Here is a 21,728-nt window from a genome sequence, read left to right as displayed (position 1 = left end):
TCCTTAATCGGCCAGGGCGATCGGTCCGATTTCATCAAATACGTCACCCGGCCCCGGGTTCTCCGAGTGAGTGCTGCCACCGAAGTGAGTCATGATGCCCCACACCGCGTTCAGCGAAGTCTGCACCGCGCCTTCCACCCAGGCGGGCGTCCAGGACACGTCGTCACCGGCGATAAAAATCCCGCGTTGTTCGGCGGGCATGTCCTTTTGCATGAAGTGCGCATACATCCGCTGGTTATAGCGATAGTGGCCGGGCAATGCACCTTTGAACGCCCCGAGGAAATGCGGGTCGGCTTCCCACGATACGGTGATCGGGTCGCCGATGATGCGCGCCTTGATGTCGACTTTCGGGTAAATCTTCTTCAGCGCGTCGAGGGCCAGCTTCACGCGCTTGTCGATGGGCTGCGGCAGCATTTTCAGCGCGTCGCTCATCCACGAGTACGACAGGCAGATAACCCCAGGCTTGTCGTCGCCGTTGTCGAACAGGTAAGTGCCACGGGTCAGGCGATCGGTGAGGGTCATGCTCATCAGGTCGCGGCCGGTTTCCGGGTCTTTGTCTTTCCAGAACGGGCGGTCGACCATCACGAAGGTTTTCGACGACTGCATGTAGCGCGTGCGGTCCAGGGCCATCCACATTTTTTGCGAGAACAGGGTTTCGTCGCATTCGATCTGGGTGGTCAGCAGCCAGCTTTGGCAGGTGGTCAGTACGGCGGCGTATTCGCGGGTGTCGCCGTAGTTGTCGGTGACTGCGAAACGGCCATCGGCGGCGTGGGCAATGCGTTTCACACCCGCTCGTGGCGCGCCCCGATGCAACGAACTGAGGCTGGTGCCTGCCGGCCAGTGGGCGCAACGCTCCGGCACATGGCGCCAGATGCCCATGGGCACTTGCGCCACACCGCCGACCACCAGGTGTTGATGGTCGTCGCAGTTGGTCATCACCACGCGGAAGATCTCGAGCATCGAGTTGGGGAAGTCCGAGTCCCAGCCGCCGGTGCCAAAACCGACCTGGCCGAACACTTCGCGGTGATGGAACGACAGCTTGGCGAAGGCCTTGGAGGTGGCGACGAAGTCATAGAAAGTGCGGTCGTCCCACAGCGGCACCAGCTTATTCCACAGCGCTTTGAGGCGTGGCACGTCGCGGTCGCGGATGGCCTGCTGGATATCACCGAACTGCGAACCGGCTTCCAGCGCATCCGCCCAGGCATCGGCAACTTCCTGGAACAGTACCGGCAAGTCGGAGATTTTTTGCGCGTAGTGAGTCTGGCCTTCGAGGTCGATCACGGTACTGCCGGAGGCCGGCGTCAGCGGGTTGGGGAAGGGTTTGGTTTCCAGGCCCAGCTTGTCTACATAGTGGTAAAACGCGGTGGACGACACCGGAAAACGCATGCCACCCAACTCGGCGATGATGCCTTCGGCCCCTTCAAATGCCTGGGAACGCAGGCGACCGCCCATTTTCGAGGCTTCATACACCACGGGCTTGAGGCCCAGCTTCATCAGCTCGTAGGCGGCCACGAGGCCCGCGATCCCGGCACCGACAATCGCCACTTCGGCGCCATGGTTGGCCGCCGGGATGCTGCCCAGACCGGCCGGGTGCTCAATCCAGTCATCAAAGGCAAACGGAAAGTCCGGGCCAAAAATGGTGATGGGTTTTTTACCGTCGGCGGGGTGGCGATTGGTTTTGCTGATGGTGCTGGACGGAATGCTCATGGCTGACCTTACTGGCGACTCGGCGGGATTCGGCCCGTTGAGTATAGGAAAAGATGGCAGCCAGTTTAGGGAGCGTTGCGTTCGTTAATAAGACGCAATGTGTCGTCGGATTGGATTGTTTTTAGTCAAAGTGACGAAGTTGTAAGTCAGATCGGTTGGCCACGATCCAATTTGTTACTGAGGATGATCGAAGTGGTGGTTTTCTCCACGCCATCGACGCTGCCAATCTGGTCCAGCAACTGATCCAGCTGCTCCGGCGAGTCGGTGCGCAGCCAGGCCACGTAATCGAATTCGCCACTCACCGCACACAGCTGCTGCACCTGCGCCATGGCGCTGAGCCGGCGCAACACTTCCTTGCCCGAACGCGCTTGAACGGTGATCCCGACATAAGCCTGCAAACCACCATCGATCACTCGCTGGCCGAGGCGCACGCCATACCCGGTAATCACCTGGGTTTTCTCCAGGCGTGCCAGGCGCGACGTCACCGTGGTGCGCGCAATACCCAACTGCCGGGCAAGCATGGCCACGCTTTCGCGGGCGTTAATCTGCAAGGCGGCGATCAGTTGGCGATCGATTTCATCCAGGGTGGGCAAGGGGAGCTCCAGTGCGGGCGGCAATGGGGCGCCATGTTACAGGTTTGCGTGGGTGTGGAGGTGGTAGGCGAACAGCTGACAAAAACCGCTACGCCAGATACACGAAAGCCGCGCAGTGCGCGGCTTTCTTGTTTGGTGGGCCCAGTAGGACTCGAACCTACGACCAAGGGATTATGAGTCCCCTGCTCTAACCAACTGAGCTATAGGCCCTCAGTAGGTCGCGGATTATAACGACGGTTTCCCCGCTGTGCCATCCGAAAAGTCTGAAACCCTCATATGAAGAAAAGCTTCGGCAAAAAGCTCGGGCGGCAGCGGTAGGCTGACGATGTAGCCTTGCATCTGTTCACAGCCTTCGGCCGCGAGGAAGGCCTGTTGCGCGGGGTTTTCCACGCCTTCGGCGATGATGGTGAATTGCATGCTGTGGCCCAGGGCGATGATGGCGCGCACGATGGCGGCGTCGTGGGGGTCGTCGGGCAGGCCGCGTACGAAAGACTGGTCGATCTTGAGGAAGTCCAGCGGCAGGCGCTTGAGGTAGCTGAGGGATGAATAGCCGGTGCCGAAGTCATCGATTGCCAGTTGCACGCCCAGTTGTTTGAGCTGGTGCAGCACCTCCAGCGCTTCTTCGGCCTGGCTCATGATGAAGTTTTCGGTGATTTCCAGTTGCAGGCAGCCGGGCTCCAGGCGGTAGTCGCGCAAGAGTTGTTCGATGCGCGCTAACAGGCCGGGATGACGCAGTTGCGCGCCAGCAAGGTTGACCGACAGTGGGCCGAAACCCTCATAGGCGGTTTGCCAGGCTTGCAGCTGCCGGCAGGCTTGTTCCAATACCCAGTCGCCAATCTGCAGGATCGTGCCGTTCTCTTCGGCGAGGGCGATGAAGTGTTCGGGTGGCACGTCGCCGAAGGTCGGGTGGTGCCAGCGGATCAGTGCTTCGGCGCCGATCAGTTCCTGAGTGTCCAGGCTCAGCTTCGGTTGGTAGTACAAAAACAGCTCTTCACGCTCGATGGCGCGGCGCAGTTCATGCTCCAGTGCTACGCGCTCTTTGGCTTGAGTGGTGAGGTCGCGGGTGTAGCTTTCAACGCGGTTGCGGCCCTTGGCCTTGGAGCGGTACATCGCGGCGTCGGCGTTTTTGACCAGGGTGGCGACGTCAGTGCCGTCCTGCGGGTACAGGCTGGTGCCGATGCTGGCGCTGATAAAGAACTCGTGCTCGCCGGCCTGGAACGGTGGGGTGAAGCAGGCGAGCAGCTTGTTGGCCAGGTGCTCGGCATCGCTGGCTTGCTGCAGGCCGGGCAGCAGGATGATGAATTCGTCGCCGCCCAGGCGCGCCACGGTATCGACGTCGCGCAGTTGCTCCTTGAGGCGCACCGCGATGTCTTTGAGCAACAGGTCGCCAACGGGGTGGCCGAGGCTGTCGTTGATGTGTTTGAAGCGGTCCAGGTCGAGGAACAGCACGGCGCCCTGGTTACCGCTTTCCTGCTGGCCGTTAAGTGCCGCCTGCAACCGGCTTTCAAACAGGGTGCGATTGGGCAGTCCAGTCAGCGGATCATGATGGGCCTGGTAGTCGAGGCGGGCCTGGGCATGCTTGAGGCTGGAGATGTCGGCAAACACAGCGACGAAGTGTGTGACCACTTGCTCGCGGTTACGCACGGCACTGATGGTCAGCCAACTGGGGTACAGCTCGCCGTTCTTGCGGCGGTTGGAAATCTCGCCCTGCCAGTGCCCCAAAGCGGTCAACTGGTGCCACATTGCCGCATAGAATGCGCTGTCATGCAGGCCGGAGGCGAGCAGGCGCGGCGTACTGCCGAGGGCTTCGGCTTCGCTGTAGCCGGTGATTTCGCTGAAGGCGCGGTTGACGGCGCTGATGTTCTGCCGGGTGTCGGTGATCAATACACCTTCGGCCGTGCTCTCGAACACGGTGGCGGCCTGTTGCAGTTTTTCCTGCATGAATTGGCGTTCGGTGATGTCCCGCGCGATGGTCAGCATGCAATCTTCATCAGCAATGGGCAGCGGGCGGCTGGACACTTCGCAAAGGCGAATTTGCCCATCACTGCGCCGTATATGGCAGACGAAATCGCGGACAAAACCGTCGCGCTGCATCAGTTTCAGCAGTTGTGTGCGTTCGTTGAGGTCGACCCAAATGCCCAGGTCCAGGGTTGACTGGTCAAGTGAGGTTGCGCTGGTGAACCCGGTCAGTCGGCTGAAACCCTCGTTCACTTCAATCAGTAACCCATCGCTTTGGCGGCTCAGCAGCAAGCCATCCGGTGAGGCGTGGAAGGCTTTGGCGAATTTCTCTTCGGAGGTTTGCAGCTGTTGTTGGGTTTCCTTGAGCTGGGTGATATCACGCACCACCACGACCAGGGCCTCGGTGGTGTCGAGCTGGAACGGCTCCGCGGAGATCAGCCCGGTAAACGCTTGGCCATTGCTGCGCAGAAAAGGCATTTCCAGGTTGCGCACGCTGCTGCTTTGGACCCGTTGCAGCAGGTCGGGGCCGACGCCCTGGATGCCCCAGATATTCAGTTCGGTGGCGGTTTTACCGACCACTTCTTCGGCGCTAAGGCCAATCTGATCCTCGAACGCTTTGTTCACTTCAAGCAGGCAGCCATCGGACATCCGCGCAATCACCAGGATGTCCGGGCATTGCTGGAACACCGAGGCAAATTTTTGCTCGGACAGCTGCAAGGCTTCTTCGGTGCGCTTGGCTTCGCTGATATCGATCATCAAGCCGCGTAGCACCGGCTCATGCCCGTGCTCGATGAGGCTGACAATATCGCGCACCCACAAGCAGCGGCCGTCGGCGGTCATCACCCGATAATCGATGCTGTGGTCGCGGTTGGCGCGCGTTTCCCGGTAGCAATAGGCTTCAGCGCGCGTCAGGTCGGCGGGGTGGATGATGTTGCGCCAAAAGCCTGGAATCAGCCAATGGGCGCGGGGGTAGCCCAGCAGTTCTTCGGCATGGGGTGATACGTAGCTGTAGGTGAAATCGCTGATGCTGGCTTCCCAGGCGATGGCGGACAGGCTCTCTACCAGGCCGCGATAGTGATACTCGCTGCTGCGCAGTTCCTGCTCAAGGGCGACCCGCCGGGCAATCTCCGAGCTGAGTCGACGATTGATCCGAATCACGATGGCCAGCACGGTACTCAACAACAGCACCGCCGGTAGGCCATATTTCAGCAAGTCGACCCAAAAGGTGCGGTGATCGGTAACGCTACCGACCCAGTGCTGCTGGATCGCGTCGGTTTCGTCTGAGCTGAGGTCGGCGAGGACTTTGTCCAGAATGCCTACCAGCATTTTCTGATCGCGCGGCACACCCATCGCCAACTGATAGCGGTAGGGCGTTTCGCCGCTGACGTACAAACCATCCAGTTTGAGCTGGCGCAGGCTCCAGACACTGGATGCCAGGTCGCCAATCACGGCATCCACTTCGTCAGTGGCCAGTGCTTGCAGGGCCGAGCTGACATTGGGCATCGCCACCAGGTTGAGATCGGGATGGTGGGTGCGCAGCAATTCGTGAGGCGCGTAGTTCTCCACGACCGCGATCTTCAGGCCATACAGGTCCTTGAGGTTGCGCGGTTGCGCGCCGCCCTCATGGGCGAGGATGACGATGGGGAAATCCAGATAGGGGCGTGTGAAGGCCAGGTAGTTCTGGCGCTCCGGCGTGGACATGATGCCGGGCAGCAGGTCGAGCTGGTTATTTTTTGCCTGCTCAAGCACGGCGGTCCAGTTTACGGGCTCGACCAGTTTGATCCGTACGCCCAGGCGGTCCTGGATCAAGCGAACATAGTCAGCAGCCAGGCCTTGGTAACGGCCATTTTCGTCACGGTATTCGAAGGGTGGCCAGGAAGCATCCACCCCCAGGCGCAGCTCCTGATGGTCCGACAGCCAGCCACGCTCTTCATCAGTAAGAGTCAACGCGCCAGCCGTTGCGGTCCAGGTCAGCAGCGACAGCAGTATCACGGTCGGCAGTCTGGGCATAACGGTCTCGTTATGGCACGGGGAATGGTTCGAGTGTAGACGGGCATTGCGGGAGAGGGGTATTGCGGGGCAGTAAATCTATAGAAAGTAGTCTGTAAAAAGCAAAACCCCCGGCCTGGGCCGGGGGTTCTGGTATCACTCGTCGAGGAAGGAGCGTAGATGCTCGCTTCGCGTCGGGTGGCGCAACTTGCGCAGTGCCTTGGCTTCGATCTGGCGGATCCGCTCACGGGTCACGTCAAACTGCTTACCGACTTCCTCAAGGGTGTGGTCGGTATTCATGTCGATGCCGAAACGCATGCGCAGTACTTTGGCTTCACGGGCAGTGAGGCCGGACAGTACGTCGCGAGTCGCTTCTTTAAGGCTCTCAACGGTAGCCACATCGATTGGCGACTGCATGGTCGAGTCTTCGATGAAGTCACCCAGGTGGGAGTCTTCGTCATCACCAATCGGCGTTTCCATGGAGATCGGCTCTTTAGCGATCTTCAATACCTTACGGATTTTATCCTCAGGCATTTCCATGCGTTCGCCCAGCTCTTCCGGCGTCGGTTCGCGACCCATTTCCTGCAACATCTGCCGGGAAATACGGTTGAGCTTGTTGATGGTCTCGATCATGTGCACCGGAATACGGATGGTGCGGGCCTGGTCGGCGATCGAGCGAGTGATCGCCTGACGGATCCACCAGGTGGCATAAGTCGAGAACTTGTAGCCGCGACGGTATTCGAACTTGTCCACAGCCTTCATCAAGCCGATGTTGCCTTCCTGGATCAGATCGAGGAATTGCAGGCCACGGTTGGTGTACTTCTTGGCGATGGAGATCACCAGACGCAAGTTCGCTTCAACCATCTCTTTCTTCGCGCGGCGGGCCTTGGCCTCGCCGATCGACATGCGACGGTTGATGTCCTTGATCTCAGCAATCGTCAAACCGGTTTCGGTTTGAAGCGCGGTCAATTTCTGCTGGCAACGGATGATGTCCGGCTGCAGGCGACCAATGGCTTCAGCGTATTTCGCCTTGCCTTTGGCCAGTGCATCGGTCCAGCTTTCATCAACTTCGTTGCCCGGGAACTGGCGCAGGAAGTCGGCACGCGGCATACGTGCATCACGTACACAGAGCTGCATGATTGCGCGCTCTTGGGCACGCAGACGCTCAAGGGCACTGCGAACACGCTCAACCAGGCCTTCGAATTGCTTCGGCACCAGCTTGATTGGCATGAACAGCTCAGCCAGGGCCACCAGCTCGGCAATTGCCAGCTTGTTGCCACGACCGTGCTTTTTCAGGGCCTTGCGGGTGATTTCCATTTGATCGGAAACCGCACCGAAACGCTGGGCAGCGATGATCGGGTCCGGGCCGCTTTCGACTTCATCTTCGTCGTCGCTGCTGGCTTCAGCATCGTCTTCTTCGGTGTCGTCGTCGGCTTTAGGGGCCTTCGGGTCGACGGGCGGCGGTACTTCGGCGGCAGGCGGCGCAATACCGTCGTCCGGGTCGATATAACCGCTCAGAACGTCGGACAGGCGACCACCTTCGGTGGTGACGCGGGTGTACTCGGAGAGAATGTGGTCAACCGTGCCTGGGAAGTGCGCAATTGCGCCCATCACTTCACGGATACCCTCTTCGATACGCTTGGCGATTTCAATTTCGCCTTCACGTGTCAACAGCTCGACGGTACCCATTTCACGCATATACATGCGCACAGGGTCGGTGGTACGACCGATATCGGTCTCCACAGCGGCCAGCGCGGCAGCCGCTTCTTCAGCGGCAGCCTCGTCGGTATCGGCGTCCGCCAGCATAAGGGAATCCTTATCTGGCGCAGCTTCGAATACGTTGATCCCCATGTCGTTAATCATGCGGATGATGTCTTCCACCTGCTCTGGATCTGAAATATCCTCAGGCAGGTGGTCGTTGACCTCCGCGTAAGTCAGGTAACCCTGCTCACGACCGAGAACGATCAACTCTTTGATACGAGACTGCTGTTGCGCTTTTCCGGACATAACACCCTATCCACTGAAGGTCTTGGCGGGCAAAAAACAAGCCGAGGATTATACCCGAGCTATGACCTCACACGCCAGCTGAGGTCGGGTTTGATGCGGAAACATTCTGTTTTAAGAGGTCACGCATCTGTTTTGCTATCTGAATTTGCTCTTCAGCCGACAATCCCGGCTGCCTCGCTCTTTTGATGAGTTCATCGAGGGTCTGCGTATGCTGACCCGCGGATAACCTAGTAATGGTGTCTAAAAACTGTTGTTCAAGGTTATCGCCGTCAATTAGCCACTCCTTTTCTGCAAGTGCTTTAAGGAGGCGGCCTTGTTCGGTGCCATGCCAACGAGCCATCAACTGAATTGAGTTTAGCTTAGGATTTTTCTGTACCGCCTCGATCAAGGCGATCAGTACCTGAGCATAGGTGTTGCTCTCGTTGGCAAAATGGTCGGCGCTTTCCACCTTTCCCGCCAATTGCGGGTGGTGAATAAGCGTTCGCAACGCAATAAGTGTCGGGGCTTCGACCGCCAGGGGCGTGCGTGGAGCGTAGGACTCATCACGATCACCGCGCTTGCCGTTCTTGCTCCAGGGCTTCTTGTCCCATTTTTTACCGCCGGCGCCGGGCTTTTTCGGTGTCCACTCCTGCTGTGGCGCGTAGGCGTCCTGCGGTTGGTGGAAGTCGGAATAGTCCGGCATGGCGTCGTAATCCATGCCTGGGTCGTACGCGGGTGGCGCGTCTTGCGGTGCGTTGTGTACCAGCTGGCTGACGGCCTCGCCGCTCAAGCCGGTTATTTCCAGCAGGCGCATGCGCATCAGTGACTTCAGGTTGGCGCCCGGCACTTTGTCGATCAGCGGTGCTGCGAGGGTGGCCATGTGGGCCTTGCCTTCGAGGGAGCGCGGGTCGGCTTCTTCGGTCAGTTGCTGGAAGAAATAGTCCGCCAGGGGCTGCGCATGCTGATTAATGCGCGCGCGGAAGGCGTCGGTGCCTTCGGAGCGCACCAGGGTGTCCGGGTCTTCGCCTTCGGGCAGGAACAGGAAACGTGCGCGGCGCCCATCCTGCAGGCTCGACAGTGTGGCTTCGAGTGCGCGCCAGGCGGCGTTACGGCCGGCCTGGTCGCCGTCGAAGCAGAACAATACGTTGGGCACCACGCGAAACAGGCGTTTCATGTGTTCTTCGCTGGTGGCAGTCCCCAGGGTGGCGACGGCATTGCGCAGGCCCTGCTGGGCGAGGGCAATCACGTCCATGTAGCCTTCCACCACGATGATTTCATCGAGGTTGCGATTGTTTTTGCGCGCCTCGAACAGGCCGTAGAGTTCCTGGCCTTTATGAAATACGGGAGTTTCCGGGGAGTTCAGGTACTTGGGTTTATCGTCCCCCAGTACTCGGCCGCCGAAAGCGATGATCCGGCCACGGCTGTCGCGGATCGGGAACATCACGCGGTCGCGGAACCGGTCGTAGCGCTTACCCGTCTCGGCATTTTCCACCAGCAGGCCGGCGTCGATCATAGCCTTCTGTTGCAAGGTGTCGCTGCTCAGGTGCTTGTACAGGTTGTCCCAGCCGGGCGGGGCGAAGCCGAGGCCGAAGTCCCTTGCGATCTCGCCCGTGAGGCCGCGGCCCTTGAGATAATCGACGGCGGCCTTGCGCTGCGGATGGCTTTTAAGCGCCTGACGATAGAAGTCGGCAGCGGCCGTCAGCAGCGGGTACAGCGGCGAGTCGGTGGGTTGTCGCGGTTTGTGCGGGCGGCCACTTTCTTCGCGAGGGATTTCCATGCCGGCGGCTTTCGCCAGTTCCTCGACGGCCTGGGGGAAGTCCAGGTTGTCGTGGTCCATGATGAAGCCGAGGGCGTTGCCGCCCGCGCCGCAGCCGAAACAGTAGTAGAACTGCTTGTCGGGGCTGACGCTGAACGACGGGGTTTTTTCTTTGTGAAACGGGCAGCAGGCGGTGTAGTTCTTGCCAGCCTTCTTCATTTGCACGCGCGAGCTGACTACATCGACGATGTCGGTGCGGTTCAGAAGGTCGTCAATAAAGCTCTGGGGAATTAGCCCGGCCATGGCGTTCTCGTCATCACTGCGTGTCAATGAGGCCCGTGAAGTGCTCGGGCGCGCAAATTGTGCGGCTCGATCAACTGTCGTCTGCTTGGGCTGTCAGGAAGTGTATCTGCCGAACATTCACTGACGTTAATTTCAATCAGATTTCGGCATGGAAATGTTGCCCGGGAGTCCGGTCTTGGCCGTGTGCGGGCCTCGGAAGCTCATCGGTGGGCGCAGTCGATCTGTTGATCGCCTGTTAAAAAATAAGTGTGCTCGTCAGTAGCCTTGTTAGGCTCGTCAGAAGAGACGCGCACCGCTGGCAGAAAAGCCAGTCCTGACGTTTGAAGCAGTGTCTCGGTCGCGTGTGCGGCGTCGACGGTGAAGCATCAAGCGATATCCGCAAATGCCAATAGCCCGGCTGAGGGCCGGGCTTGGCAGAAGCTTGCTACGAACGTCTGTGTATTAGTACAGACGAACGGCGCGGCGCTGCTCGCGCTGAACTTTCTTAGCGTGACGCTTAACAGCGGCTGCTGCTTTACGCTTACGCTCAGAAGTTGGCTTCTCATAAAATTCGCGGCTACGAACTTCAGCCAGAACACCGGCTTTTTCGCAGGAGCGCTTGAAACGACGCAGAGCTACGTCGAAGGGTTCGTTCTCTTTTACTTTGACGGCTGGCATCCAGAGCTACCTTCTTTCATTACCGGGAATCAACGTTCTCGTCGCAAAAAATTCGCGGCTGAGGTCGTCGGTTTTTAAGGGTTGCGGATGTTAACCCCTCATTGCCCGGAATGCAAAGCCTCTGATCGAAAACCGCTAGTCGGGAGGGGGAGTGGCGACTATTATGCGCGCCTTCGAATTCAGCCTCTACAAGGCGCAAACCCATGCTAGTACTGGGACTTGAAACCTCCTGCGACGAAACCGGTGTCGCACTTTACGACAGTGAACGCGGGCTTTTGGCCGATGCACTGTTCAGTCAGATCGACCTGCATCGCGCCTATGGCGGCGTGGTGCCGGAGCTGGCCAGCCGTGATCACGTCAAACGTATGCTGCCGTTGATTCGCCAGGTGTTGGACGAGGCCGGCTGCGTGCCGACCGAGATCGATGCCATCGCTTACACCGCTGGCCCTGGATTGGTCGGAGCCCTGCTGGTTGGGGCTTCTTGCGCTCAGGCACTGGCGTTTGCCTGGGGCATTCCTGCCCTGGGTGTGCACCACATGGAGGGCCATTTGCTGGCCCCGATGTTGGAAAAAACACCTCCAGAGTTCCCGTTCGTCGCTTTGTTGGTTTCCGGCGGCCATACGCAGCTGGTTCAGGTCGATGGGATAGGCCAATACACGCTTTTAGGCGAGTCTCTGGATGACGCTGCCGGCGAGGCTTTCGACAAAACCGCGAAGATGATGGGCCTCAATTACCCCGGCGGGCCGGAAATTGCCCGTCTTGCCGAAAAAGGCGTCCCGGGCCGCTACACGTTCCCGCGTCCGATGTGTGATCGCCCTGGCCTGATGTTCAGTTTCAGCGGCTTGAAAACCTCCGCGCTCAACACCTGGCAACAGAGCGTCAGCGCCGGGGACGACAGTGAGCAAGCCCGTTGCGACATCGCGCTGGCGTTCCAGCAGGCCGTGGTGGAGACTTTGACCATCAAGTGCAAGCGCGCCCTCAAGCAGGCCGGTATGAAGCGCCTGGTGATTGCGGGCGGCGTCAGTGCCAACAAGGCCCTGCGCACCTCGCTGGAAAAAATGCTCGGCGACATGAAGGGCGATGTTTTTTACGCGCGCCCTGAGTTCTGCACCGACAACGGCGCAATGATTGCGTATGCCGGTTGCCAGCGCCTGCAGGCCGGCCAGCATGAGAGCCTGGCGATCAGCGTGCAGGCCCGCTGGCCGATGGAGCAGCTGACACCGTTGTAAGGGCTCACTGTGAGCCGGGTTCATCGAACGTATTTAAAAATGCCGTTCGCGCCCGGCAAACAGGTCGCGTAAATTGCCGCGGTGGCGCCAGACGATCAGCAGTGTCAGCACGCTCATCGGCAACAGCGCCGCAGGTTCTTGCCAGGCCAGCAATGGCAGGGTGAGCGGCGTGGCGATCAGTGCGGCCAAGGAGCTCGTGCGGGTCAGGTAGAACGTCAGTAACCAGGCGAGCACGGCCAGCAACGCTGCCGGAGGGTAAATCCCCAGCAACATGCCGGCCGCCGTGGCGACGCCCTTGCCACCGCGAAAGCGGAAGTACAGCGGGAACAGATGGCCCAGGACGGCAGACACGCCCACCCAGGCTTGCTGTTGCAGGGAGAGGCCGACGCCGTTGGCGATCAGCACGGGCAGCAGGCCCTTGCACACGTCGCCCAGCAGCGTCAGGACGGCGAGCTTCTTGCCGGCCAGGCGCAACATATTGGTGGCGCCGGCATTGCCTGAGCCACTCATTCGCGGGTCGGGATTTCCCGTCAGGCGGCTGAGCAAAATGGCGAAGGACAGCGAGCCGAGCAGGTAGGCGAGAGTCGCCAGTAACCAAAACATGCTAACTATTCCGGGCGAGGACGCCCTGATTCTAACGGGGCAACGCGCCCTTGTCGTGCTGCGGAGAAGAGCTTGGACAGAGTGTTTATCGAAGGCCTGGAAGTCGACACCGTGATCGGGGCCTACGACTGGGAGCGCGGCATCAAGCAATGTCTGCGTCTGGACCTGAGCTTTGCCTGGGACAACCGCCCGGCTGCTGCGGGTGACGATCTGACCCTGGCGCTCGATTACGCCAGCGTATCTGCGCGTATCCAGGCCTTTGCCGAACAATCCCAGTACCAGTTGGTGGAAACCTTTGCCGAGCGCCTGGCCGAAGTGCTGATGCGTGAATTTCAGATTCCCTGGCTGCACCTCAAGTTGACCAAGCCCGGCGCCGTACCGGCAGCCAAAGGCGTGGGCGTGGAGATCGAGCGCGGATGTCGCTAACTCAGATTTATCTAGGCCTTGGCAGCAATATCGAGCGCGAGCGCCATTTGGTCGCCGGCCTGGATGCGCTGGCGAGCTTCTTGACCGATGTGCGCTGTTCTCCAGTGTTCGAAAGCCAGCCAGTGGGGATCAAAAGCGGGCCATTCTTCAATCTGGTGGTCTCGGCCTACACCGACCTGCCGCTGATGGAGCTGGATCGCCGGTTGAAATTCATCGAGGCCGACAATGGTCGTTATGCCCCGGACCGCAAAGGGCTGCCGCTGGATATCGATGTGTTGCTGTACGGCGAGCTGGTGGGAAATTTTGATGGCTTGATCCTGCCGCGGGCAGAGATCCTGAAAAACGCCTTTGTGCTGTGGCCGCTGTCGTTGATGGCGCCCGATCGTGTGCACCCTGAGGCGGGCAAGACATTGGCGCAGCTATGGCGCGATGCACAGATCGATCAAGTGCTGGCGCCTGTCGGTTTTGAGTGGCAGGGCCAGCAGCTGACGCCGGACGCGCCCCTATAGGGCGTGTTGTTCTTTGTAGGCTTTCAACACCTTGAGCCGCTCACGCTTGAGCGCCTCACCCAGCTCGGGGCCTTTGAAACCTTTCTCCAGCAAAGGCGCCACAGGCACCTCACGGGCCGCTTTCGCCGCGCCGCGTAAATAATCCGCTTGTGGATAACTTCTTTGTTCCAGGCCTTTGCGGCCCCGAGCGTCCATTTCACAGCTCACCACGAACTCTTCAAAACGCTGTGGCCTGCGATAAACGTCAAAACTCTGCAGCAATTCCAGCAATGTCGACGCTTTCAGCTCCAGCGCGCGATGGCCGTGGGTGTGATATTGGCCGACAAGCAGGGCCAATTCCTGACAATCCTTCGGCACCTTGAAGCGCTCGTTCACCGCCTTGATCAGCTTCAGGCCGGTCTGTTCGTGGGCAATATGCTGCGGCAACTTATCCACAGGTGTCAGGCCTTTGCCCACGTCATGCAGCAGGCAGGCCCAGCGCACGGTGAGCGGCTGTTTGTGCCGGGCCGCCTGTTCCAGCACGCTCAAGGTATGTAGGCCGGTGTCGATTTCAGGGTGATGGGCTGCTGGTTGCGGTACACCGAACAGGGCATCCACTTCCGGCATCAGGGTTTTCAGCGCGTTGCAGTCGCGCAGTACCTGAATAAAGACTTGAGGCTGATCCTCCATCAGCGCCCGGGAGATTTCTTTCCAACTGCGCTCTGGCGTCAGGGCTTCCAGTTCGCCGGATTCGCTGAGCTGACGCATCAGCTCCAACGTTGCCGGCGCGACGGTAAAGCCGAGGTGAGCGTAACGTGCTGCAAAACGTGCAACGCGCAGTACGCGGAGGGGATCTTCGGCAAATGCGGGGGAAACGTGACGCAAAACGCGCGCTGTCAAATCCTGCTGGCCGTGATAGGGATCGGTCAGGTTGCCGTCATCATCCTCCGCCATGGCGTTGATGGTCAGGTCGCGACGAATCAGGTCTTCTTCCAGCGTCACCTCGGGGCTGGCATGGAATACAAAACCACCATAACCCCGGCCGCTCTTGCGTTCGGTGCGGGCGAGGGCGTATTCGTCGCCGTTTTTGGGGTCCAGGAATACCGGAAAGTCAGCGCCCACCGGCTTGTAGCCCTTGGCGAGCATTTCTTCAGTGGTTGCGCCGACGACAACACGGTCGATGTCGGTGACCTTGATGCCCAGCAAGCGGTCACGCACCGCACCGCCGACTTTGTAGATTTTCATGAAAAAGCCTCCATTAGCGGCACAGGATAACGCCTGTGCCTGACCAATGGAGGCTTTGCTGTTTCAGAGGTGAACGACGGCCAGGTCCAGGCGGCCGTAGTCGTTGTCGTTGTGATCGCTGCGTGGCGGCACGTGGTGGGTCTTCATCACTTGATCGCCCTGCAGGGTTTCCAGGTGAATATCGAAGCCCCATAACCGATGCAGGTGCTTGAGCACCTCCTCGGTGGATTCGCCCAAGGGTTTGCGGTCGTGCTGCTGATGGCGCAGGGTCAGCGAGCGGTCGCCGCGTACATCGATGCTGTAGATCTGCACGTTAGGCTCACGATTGCCCAGGTTGTACTGCGCCGCCAGGGTTTCACGGATGGTGCGGTAGCCGGGTTCGTCATGAATCGCGGGCACCACCAAGTCATCCTTGAGGTCGTCATCCATGATGCTGAACAGCTTGAGGTCGCGAATCACCTGGGGTGACAGGTACTGCAGGATGAAGCTCTCATCCTTGAAGCTGCTCATGGCGAACTTGATGGTCGACAGCCAATCGCTGCCGGCGATTTCCGGGAACCAGCGGCGGTCTTCTTCGGTGGGGTGTTCGCACATGCGCCGGATGTCGCGATACATCGCAAAGCCCAGTGCGTAGGGGTTGATGCCGCTGTAATACGGGCTATCGAAGCCTGGCTGGAACACTACGCTGGTGTGGGAGGTGAGGAACTCCATCATGAAACCGTCGGTGACCAGGCCCTCGTCGTACAGGTCATTCATCAAGGTGTAGTGCCAGAACGTGGCCCAACCTTCGTTCATCACCTGGGTCTGGCGCTGTGGATAAAAGTACTGGGCGATCTTGCGCACGATGCGCACGATTTCCCGCTGCCACGGCTCCAGCAGTGGCGCGTGTTTTTCCAGGAAATAGAGGATGTTTTCCTGAGGTTCGGCGGGGAAGCGCGCATTGTCCTTGTCGCTGTTTTTGCCCGCACGTTTTGGAATGGTGCGCCACAGGTCGTTGATCTGTTTCTGCAAGTGTTCCTCACGCTCCTTCTGGCGCAGGCGTTCTTCCTCGGCAGAAATCGGGTACGGACGTTTGTAGCGATCAACCCCATAGTTCATCAGGGCGTGGCAGGAATCGAGCAAGTCCTCCACCGCGTCGATGCCATGACGCTCCTCGCACTGCATGATGTACTGCTTGGCGAACACCAGATAATCGATGATCGAGCTGGCATCGGTCCAGGTGCGGAACAGGTAATTGCCTTTGAAGAAACTGTTGTGCCCGTAGCATGCATGGGCCACCACCAACGCCTGCATGCAGATGGTGTTTTCCTCCATCAGATAGGCGATGCATGGGTCGGAGTTGATGACGATCTCGTAGGCCAGGCCCATCTGGCCGCGGGTGTAGGACTTTTCGGTGCTGAGGAAGTGCTTGCCATAGGACCAGTGGTGATAGCCCAAGGGCATGCCGACTGACGCATACGCATCCATCATCTGTTCGGCGGTGATGACTTCGATCTGGTTAGGGTAAGTGTCCAGGGCATAACCCGCCGCGATACGGCTGATTTCCCGGTCATAGGCCTGGATCAGTTCAAAGGTCCACTCGGACCCGGTGGAAATGGGTTGGCGCTTATGCGCTTTGGCCGTCATGTCACTAACCTGCGCTGGAAGAGTTCACGGAAGACCGGGTAGATATCGCCGGCCGAGACCAGTTGCTGCTGGGCGAAGGTATCGGCAAAGGCTTCGCCGATGCGCTCGTATTCGAACCACAGGGCCTGGTGCTCACGGGGGGTAATTTCGACGTACGTGTAGTACTGCACAAACGGCATGATCTGGTTGATCAGGATGTCGCGGCAGATGGGCGAATCATCATTCCAGTTGTCGCCGTCGGAAGCCTGGGCGGCGTAGATATTCCACTCGTTGGCCGGGTAGCGCTCGGCCATGATCTCCTGCATCAGCTTCAACGCGCTGGACACGATGGTGCCGCCGGTTTCCCGCGAGTAAAAGAACTCTTCTTCGTCCACTTCCCGGGCGCTGGTGTGATGGCGGATGAACACCACGTCGATCTTGTCGTAGTTCCGCTTCAGAAACAGGTACAGCAGGATGAAGAAGCGCTTGGCGATGTCCTTGGTGGCCTGGGTCATGGAGCCGGACACGTCCATCAGGCAGAACATGACCGCCTTGGAGCTGGGGTTGGGTTGCTTCACCAGCAGGTTGTATTTCAGGTCAAAGGTATCGAGAAACGGCACGCGGTGAATGCGCGCGCTGAGTTTTTCGATTTCGGCCTCGATTTCCTGAATATCGCCGAAGTTGTCCGGCTCTTCGCGCTTCAAGCGCGCCAACTCTTCCTTGGCCTGTTTTAGTTTGGCGCGGCTGCTGCCCGACAGTGCGATACGGCGAGCATGGGCCGAGCGCAGGGTGCGGATGATGTTGATCCGGGACGGATTGCCCTCGTTGCTGATCCCGGCGCGCACGGTCTTGAACGTATCGGTGCCGGTCAGGTTGCGTTTGACCAGGTTGGGCAGCTCCAGGTCCTCGAACATGAATTCGAGGAATTCTTCCTGGGTAATCTGGAACACGAACTCATCCATGCCTTCGCCGGAGTTGCCGGCCTTGCCCGGGCCTTTACCCCCGCCGCCACCTTGGGGCCGTTGGATGTGCTCGCCGGTGGTGAACTCCTTGTTGCCGGGGTGCACGACGGTCTGCTTGCCGCCCCGGCCATGGTGCAGCACCGGTTCGTCGATGTCCCGTCCGGGAATGCTGATTTGTTCACCATGCTCCATGTCGGTGATGGAGCGGCGGCTGACAGCCTCTTCAACGGCCTTTTTGATGTGGTCACGGTACCGCCGCAGGAAACGCTGGCGGTTTACCGTGCTCTTGTTCTTGCCATTAAGGCGTCGGTCGATCACATAGCTCATAGGCCCCTCCGGGGAGCTTCAAGTCGTAAGCTACAAGCTGCAAGAGGAGTGTGCGCCCAATATGACGGCTCACTCGCCTTTATCTTGCAGCTTGTCGCTAGAAGCTTGTCGCTATTTCACTGCGATTTGCGAACCCGCAGATACCACTCGGAGAGCAGCCGTACCTGTTTGTCGGTGTAGCCACGCTCGACCATTCGTGTAACGAAGTCGTTGTGTTTTTGCTGGTCCTCCTTGCTGGCCTTGGCGTTGAAGCTGATGACCGGCAGCAGATCCTCGGTGTTGGAGAACATTTTCTTCTCGATAACCACCCGCAGCTTCTCGTAGCTGAGCCAGGTAGGGTTCTTGCCGTTGTTGTTGGCCCGGGCGCGCAGCACGAAGTTGACGATTTCGTTGCGGAAATCCTTCGGATTGCTGATGCCGGCTGGTTTTTCGATCTTTTCCAGCTCCTCGTTGAGGGCTACGCGGTTGAGGATTTCGCCGGTTTCCGGGTCGCGGTATTCCTGGTCCTGAATCCAGAAGTCGGCGTACAGCACGTAGCGGTCGAAAATGTTCTGGCCATACTCGCTGTAGGACTCCAGGTACGCGGTCTGGATTTCCTTGCCGATAAACTCGATGTAGCGCGGCGCCAGGTATTCCTTGAGGAAGCGCAGGTAGCGTTCGCGGGTTTCCGCCTGGAATTGCTCCTGTTCGATCTGCTGCTCCAGCACATAGAGCAGGTGCACCGGGTTGGCGGCGATTTCGTGCGGGTCGAAGTTGAAGACCTTGGAGAGGATCTTGAACGCGAAACGTGTGGAAAGGCCGTTCATGCCCTCATCCACGCCCGCCGTGTCGCGATATTCCTGGATCGACTTGGCCTTGGGATCGGTGTCCTTGAGGTTTTCGCCGTCGTACACACGCATCTTCGAGTAGATGTTCGAATTCTCCGGCTCCTTGAGGCGCGACAGCACGGTGAATTGCGCAAGCATTTTCAGGGTGTCGGGCGCGCAGTGAGCCTTGGCCAGAGAACTGTTGAACAGCAGCTTGTCGTAAATCTTGATCTCGTCGCTGACCCGCAGGCAGTACGGCACCTTGACGATGTAGATCCGGTCGATGAAGGCTTCGTTGTTCTTGTTGTTGCGGAAGGTATGCCATTCCGATTCGTTGGAGTGGGCCAGCAGGATCCCGGTGAACGGAATCGCGCCCAGACCTTCAGTACTGTTGTAGTTGCCTTCCTGGGTCGCGGTCAGGAGTGGGTGCAGCACCTTGATCGGTGCCTTGAACATTTCCACGAACTCCATCAGGCCCTGGTTGGCCCGGCACAGTGCGCCCGAATAGCTGTAGGCGTCGGCGTCGTTCTGCGGGAATTCTTCGAGTTTGCGGATATCGACTTTACCCACCAAGGCCGAAATGTCCTGGTTGTTCTCATCGCCTGGCTCGGTCTTGGCGACGCCGATCTGGTTGAGGATCGACGGGTAGAGTTTCACCACGCGGAACTGGCTGATATCACCGCCAAATTCGGCCAGGCGCTTGGTGGCCCAGGGCGACATGATGGTATTGAGGTAGCGGCGCGGAATGCCGAAGTCCTCTTCGAGGATCGCGCCATCTTCCGTGGCGTTGAACAGGCCCAGTGGCGACTCGAATACCGGTGAGCCCTTGATCGCGTAGAAGGGTACCTTCTCGATCAGTTGTTTGAGTTTTTCAGCCAGGGACGACTTGCCGCCGCCGACGGGGCCGAGCAGGTAAAGGATCTGTTTCTTCTCTTCCAGGCCTTGGGCGGCATGGCGGAAGTAGGAGACGATCTGGTCGATGCATTCTTCCATACCATGGAAGTCTTCAAAGGCCGGATAGCGGCGGATCACCTTGTTGGAAAATATTCGCGACAGGCGCGAATTGTTGGCGGTTTCCACCAGTTCCGGCTCACCAATTGCCAATAGCAGACGTTCGGCGGCAGACGCGTAGGTGCTGCGGTCCTGCTTGCACAGCTCGAGATACTCTTGCAGCGTGAGCTCTTCCTGCTGTGTGGACGCGAAGCGTTGTTGGAAGTGGCTAAAGATACTCATGACGTCGTCACCTCGCTCGATACGTGGAGCCGACGCCGGATCAATCAGTCGATGCTGGCAGTCATTGGTGATCACCAATGGCTGTTTTCCCCCCAGAACACCCTCAAACGCTACCGATGACCCGCACGCCGGTGTACCGGCTCTCCCCTGATTCGGATGGCCTGCGCTTAAGGATAGTTCGGAATCCGGGAGTTCAAGGCGCGATGCGCAATTAGTTGGCTGCGCCGTTCGTCAGAAACGGCGCGAGCCCATGCGTCACGCGGGGTAGCGGGGTGTGAAAAAAATTATTGCGAATCGCCGGAGGCAATTTCTGCAGGATAGGTCGTACGCCACAGCTCAAAGCCACCGTCCAGGCTATAGACGTCGGAGAAGCCCTGGCTGATCAGGTAGGCGGCCGCGCTCTGGCTGGAGTTGCCGTGATAGCAGGCCACGATCACCGGTGCGTCGAGGTCCGCGGCACGGATGAAGTCGGCGATGTTGTGGTTGTCCAGATGCTGCGCGCCGGTGATATGGCCAGCGGCGTGAGCCTGCGGGTCGCGGATGTCGACCACCACGGCACCTTGCTCGCGCAGGGCCTGGGCTTCTTCGGGAGGGATACGTTTGAATTCGCTCATGGCGGGCTCCTATGGCTTGGCGGCCGGCAGTGTCACGGAAAGGGGGGATTCACACTGGCAGCTCAAGCGCTCGCCGGTGTCGATGTTCATCAGGGTCATGGCGCCGCCCCACACGCAGCCGGTATCGAGGGCAAAGACACCCGGCTCGTCGCACTTGCCTTCAAGGGCAGCCCAGTGGCCGAAAATGATTTGCGTGTCGCGGGTCTTGCGCTCCTTGTGGGCAAACCAGGGCTTGTAGCCGGGCAGCGCGGTGTCGGCGCCTTCCTTGCTTTTGAGGTCCAGTTTGCCCTCTGCGGTGCAGAAACGCATGCGTGTGAAGTAGTTGGTGATGACGCGCAGGCGGGTCACGCCGGTGAGGTCGTTGTCCCACTTGACGGGCTCATTGCCGTACATGCCGTCGAGGTACGCGGTGTAGAGGCTGTCATCGGCCAGTGCGCTTTCCACTTCAGCGGCACACTTGAGGGCTTTCTTCAGTGTCCATTGAGGCGGGATGCCAGCATGGACCAAGGCCATGTTGCGGCCTTCGTCGTAATGCATGAGCTTTTGTCGACGCAGCCAATCCAGCAGTTGCGCGCGATCCGGTGCCTCAAGGATTTCGCGCAGGGTGTCGCTCTTTTTCAGGCGCTCGATGTTATTGCCGGCCGCCAGCAAGTGCAGATCATGGTTGCCCAGTACACACACCAGGGAGTCGCGCAGGCCATACAGGAAACGCAGGGTTTCCAGGGACTCGGGGCCGCGATTGACCAGGTCACCCACCAGCCACAGGCGATCGCTCGCCGGGTTGAAGGCAACCCGCTCCAGCAGGCACTTGAGGGGTTCCAGGCAGCCTTGCAGGTCGCCGACCGCGTACGTCGCCATCAGTGCAGGGCTCCAGGCACGGCGAGGCGGAAGGGCGCGATGATGGCGTCGAACAGTTTGCCGTCGGTGGCTTTCATCTGATACGAGCCCTGCATGGTGCCGACTTTGGAGGTCATCACCGTGCCGCTGCTGTAGGTATGGCTGGCGCCAACGTCGATCAACGGTTGCTGGCCAACCACACCGGCGCCGCGCACTTCCTCAACCTGGCCGTCACCGTCGGTGATCACCCAGTGGCGCGACAGCAGCTTGGCCGGCACCTGCCCGTTGTTCTTCACCGTGATGGTGTAGGCAAAGGCGAAACGGTTATGTTCGGGTTGAGATTGGTCCGCGAGGAAGCGGGTGACGACGCTGACGTCGATCTGGTAGCGAGGATCGGACATGC

Annotated in this window: 17 protein-coding genes and 1 tRNA gene; 3 read left to right on the top strand and 15 right to left on the bottom strand. The window is 59.4% G+C overall.

Annotation, left to right across the window (positions count from 1 at the left end):
* Positions 1 to 3 precede the first annotated feature (3 nt).
* From ACLBW8_RS07215 to rpsU, 7 genes are all read right to left on the bottom strand, one after another.
* Positions 4 to 1,686 carry a flavin monoamine oxidase family protein gene (locus ACLBW8_RS07215; protein WP_064455019.1) on the bottom strand — a complete coding sequence of 561 codons (1,683 nt, stop codon included), beginning with the start codon at positions 1,684 to 1,686 and terminating at the stop codon, positions 4 to 6.
* 167 nt (positions 1,687 to 1,853) lie between these two features.
* Positions 1,854 to 2,300, bottom strand: coding sequence for an Lrp/AsnC family transcriptional regulator (locus tag ACLBW8_RS07210; RefSeq protein ID WP_053258330.1), 447 nt, complete (start codon positions 2,298 to 2,300; stop codon positions 1,854 to 1,856).
* A gap of 133 nt (positions 2,301 to 2,433) precedes the next feature.
* Positions 2,434 to 2,510 (bottom strand) — tRNA-Ile (locus ACLBW8_RS07205).
* 15 nt (positions 2,511 to 2,525) lie between these two features.
* Positions 2,526 to 6,269 carry an EAL domain-containing protein gene (locus ACLBW8_RS07200; RefSeq protein WP_447805042.1) on the bottom strand — a complete coding sequence of 1,248 codons (3,744 nt, stop codon included), beginning with the start codon at positions 6,267 to 6,269 and terminating at the stop codon, positions 2,526 to 2,528.
* A 135-nt stretch (positions 6,270 to 6,404) separates the two neighbouring features.
* On the bottom strand, positions 6,405 to 8,255 hold the full coding sequence (gene rpoD / locus ACLBW8_RS07195) for an RNA polymerase sigma factor RpoD (RefSeq protein WP_064454398.1): 1,851 nt from the start codon (positions 8,253 to 8,255) through the stop codon (positions 6,405 to 6,407).
* Positions 8,256 to 8,322: 67 nt separating this feature from the next.
* Complete coding sequence (gene dnaG, locus ACLBW8_RS07190; protein WP_262666384.1) at positions 8,323 to 10,293, bottom strand: DNA primase; 1,971 nt, start codon at positions 10,291 to 10,293, stop codon at positions 8,323 to 8,325.
* Positions 10,294 to 10,734: 441 nt separating this feature from the next.
* Complete coding sequence (gene rpsU, locus ACLBW8_RS07185; RefSeq protein WP_002551877.1) at positions 10,735 to 10,950, bottom strand: 30S ribosomal protein S21; 216 nt, start codon at positions 10,948 to 10,950, stop codon at positions 10,735 to 10,737.
* A gap of 203 nt (positions 10,951 to 11,153) precedes the next feature.
* Between rpsU and tsaD the strand changes: the two genes are divergently transcribed.
* Positions 11,154 to 12,179, top strand: coding sequence for a tRNA (adenosine(37)-N6)-threonylcarbamoyltransferase complex transferase subunit TsaD (gene tsaD / locus ACLBW8_RS07180; protein ID WP_053258326.1), 1,026 nt, complete (start codon positions 11,154 to 11,156; stop codon positions 12,177 to 12,179).
* 33 nt (positions 12,180 to 12,212) lie between these two features.
* Here tsaD and plsY read toward each other — a convergent pair whose 3' ends face one another.
* Positions 12,213 to 12,782: a glycerol-3-phosphate 1-O-acyltransferase PlsY gene (gene plsY / locus ACLBW8_RS07175; protein ID WP_064454395.1), complete on the bottom strand. Its 570-nt coding sequence runs from the start codon at positions 12,780 to 12,782 to the stop codon at positions 12,213 to 12,215.
* 72 nt (positions 12,783 to 12,854) lie between these two features.
* Here plsY and folB point away from each other — a divergent pair, with 72 nt between their 5' ends.
* Positions 12,855 to 13,208 carry a dihydroneopterin aldolase gene (folB, locus tag ACLBW8_RS07170; protein ID WP_053258324.1) on the top strand — a complete coding sequence of 118 codons (354 nt, stop codon included), beginning with the start codon at positions 12,855 to 12,857 and terminating at the stop codon, positions 13,206 to 13,208.
* Entirely contained in the window at positions 13,199 to 13,717 is a 519-nt protein-coding gene (gene folK / locus ACLBW8_RS07165) for a 2-amino-4-hydroxy-6-hydroxymethyldihydropteridine diphosphokinase (RefSeq protein ID WP_064454394.1), read from the top strand. Before folB ends, folK begins: the two co-directional genes overlap by 10 nt.
* On the opposite strand, the gene ACLBW8_RS07160 is transcribed toward folK, so the two are convergent.
* The 7 genes from ACLBW8_RS07160 to apaG all read right to left on the bottom strand — a co-directional run bounded on the left by ACLBW8_RS07160 (position 13,712) and on the right by apaG (position 21,726).
* Complete coding sequence (locus ACLBW8_RS07160; RefSeq protein ID WP_447805041.1) at positions 13,712 to 14,941, bottom strand: multifunctional CCA addition/repair protein; 1,230 nt, start codon at positions 14,939 to 14,941, stop codon at positions 13,712 to 13,714. The two genes, folK and ACLBW8_RS07160, sit on opposite strands and share 6 nt — an antisense overlap.
* Positions 14,942 to 15,004: 63 nt before the next feature.
* A complete protein-coding gene (locus ACLBW8_RS07155) occupies positions 15,005 to 16,567 on the bottom strand; it encodes a SpoVR family protein (RefSeq protein ID WP_053258321.1) in 1,563 nt (520 codons plus the stop codon).
* The gene (locus ACLBW8_RS07150) at positions 16,564 to 17,835 is read right to left on the bottom strand and encodes a YeaH/YhbH family protein (RefSeq protein WP_003194735.1); all 1,272 of its coding nucleotides are present in this window, start codon (positions 17,833 to 17,835) and stop codon (positions 16,564 to 16,566) included. The genes ACLBW8_RS07155 and ACLBW8_RS07150 overlap by 4 nt, the downstream gene beginning before the upstream one ends.
* A gap of 116 nt (positions 17,836 to 17,951) precedes the next feature.
* Positions 17,952 to 19,874, bottom strand: coding sequence for a PrkA family serine protein kinase (locus tag ACLBW8_RS07145; RefSeq protein ID WP_003194732.1), 1,923 nt, complete (start codon positions 19,872 to 19,874; stop codon positions 17,952 to 17,954).
* A gap of 284 nt (positions 19,875 to 20,158) precedes the next feature.
* Positions 20,159 to 20,488 carry a thiosulfate sulfurtransferase GlpE gene (gene glpE, locus ACLBW8_RS07140; RefSeq protein WP_064454392.1) on the bottom strand — a complete coding sequence of 110 codons (330 nt, stop codon included), beginning with the start codon at positions 20,486 to 20,488 and terminating at the stop codon, positions 20,159 to 20,161.
* Positions 20,489 to 20,497: 9 nt separating this feature from the next.
* The gene (locus ACLBW8_RS07135) at positions 20,498 to 21,346 is read right to left on the bottom strand and encodes a symmetrical bis(5'-nucleosyl)-tetraphosphatase (RefSeq protein ID WP_262666382.1); all 849 of its coding nucleotides are present in this window, start codon (positions 21,344 to 21,346) and stop codon (positions 20,498 to 20,500) included.
* Positions 21,346 to 21,726, bottom strand: coding sequence for a Co2+/Mg2+ efflux protein ApaG (gene apaG, locus ACLBW8_RS07130; protein WP_064454390.1), 381 nt, complete (start codon positions 21,724 to 21,726; stop codon positions 21,346 to 21,348). Before apaG ends, ACLBW8_RS07135 begins: the two co-directional genes overlap by 1 nt.
* Positions 21,727 to 21,728 lie beyond the last annotated feature (2 nt).

This window comes from Pseudomonas sp. M5A4_2d (assembly GCF_053345295.1).
The sequence above is the reverse complement of the archived record's forward strand: the minus strand, read 5'-3'. Positions and strand labels throughout refer to the sequence as shown.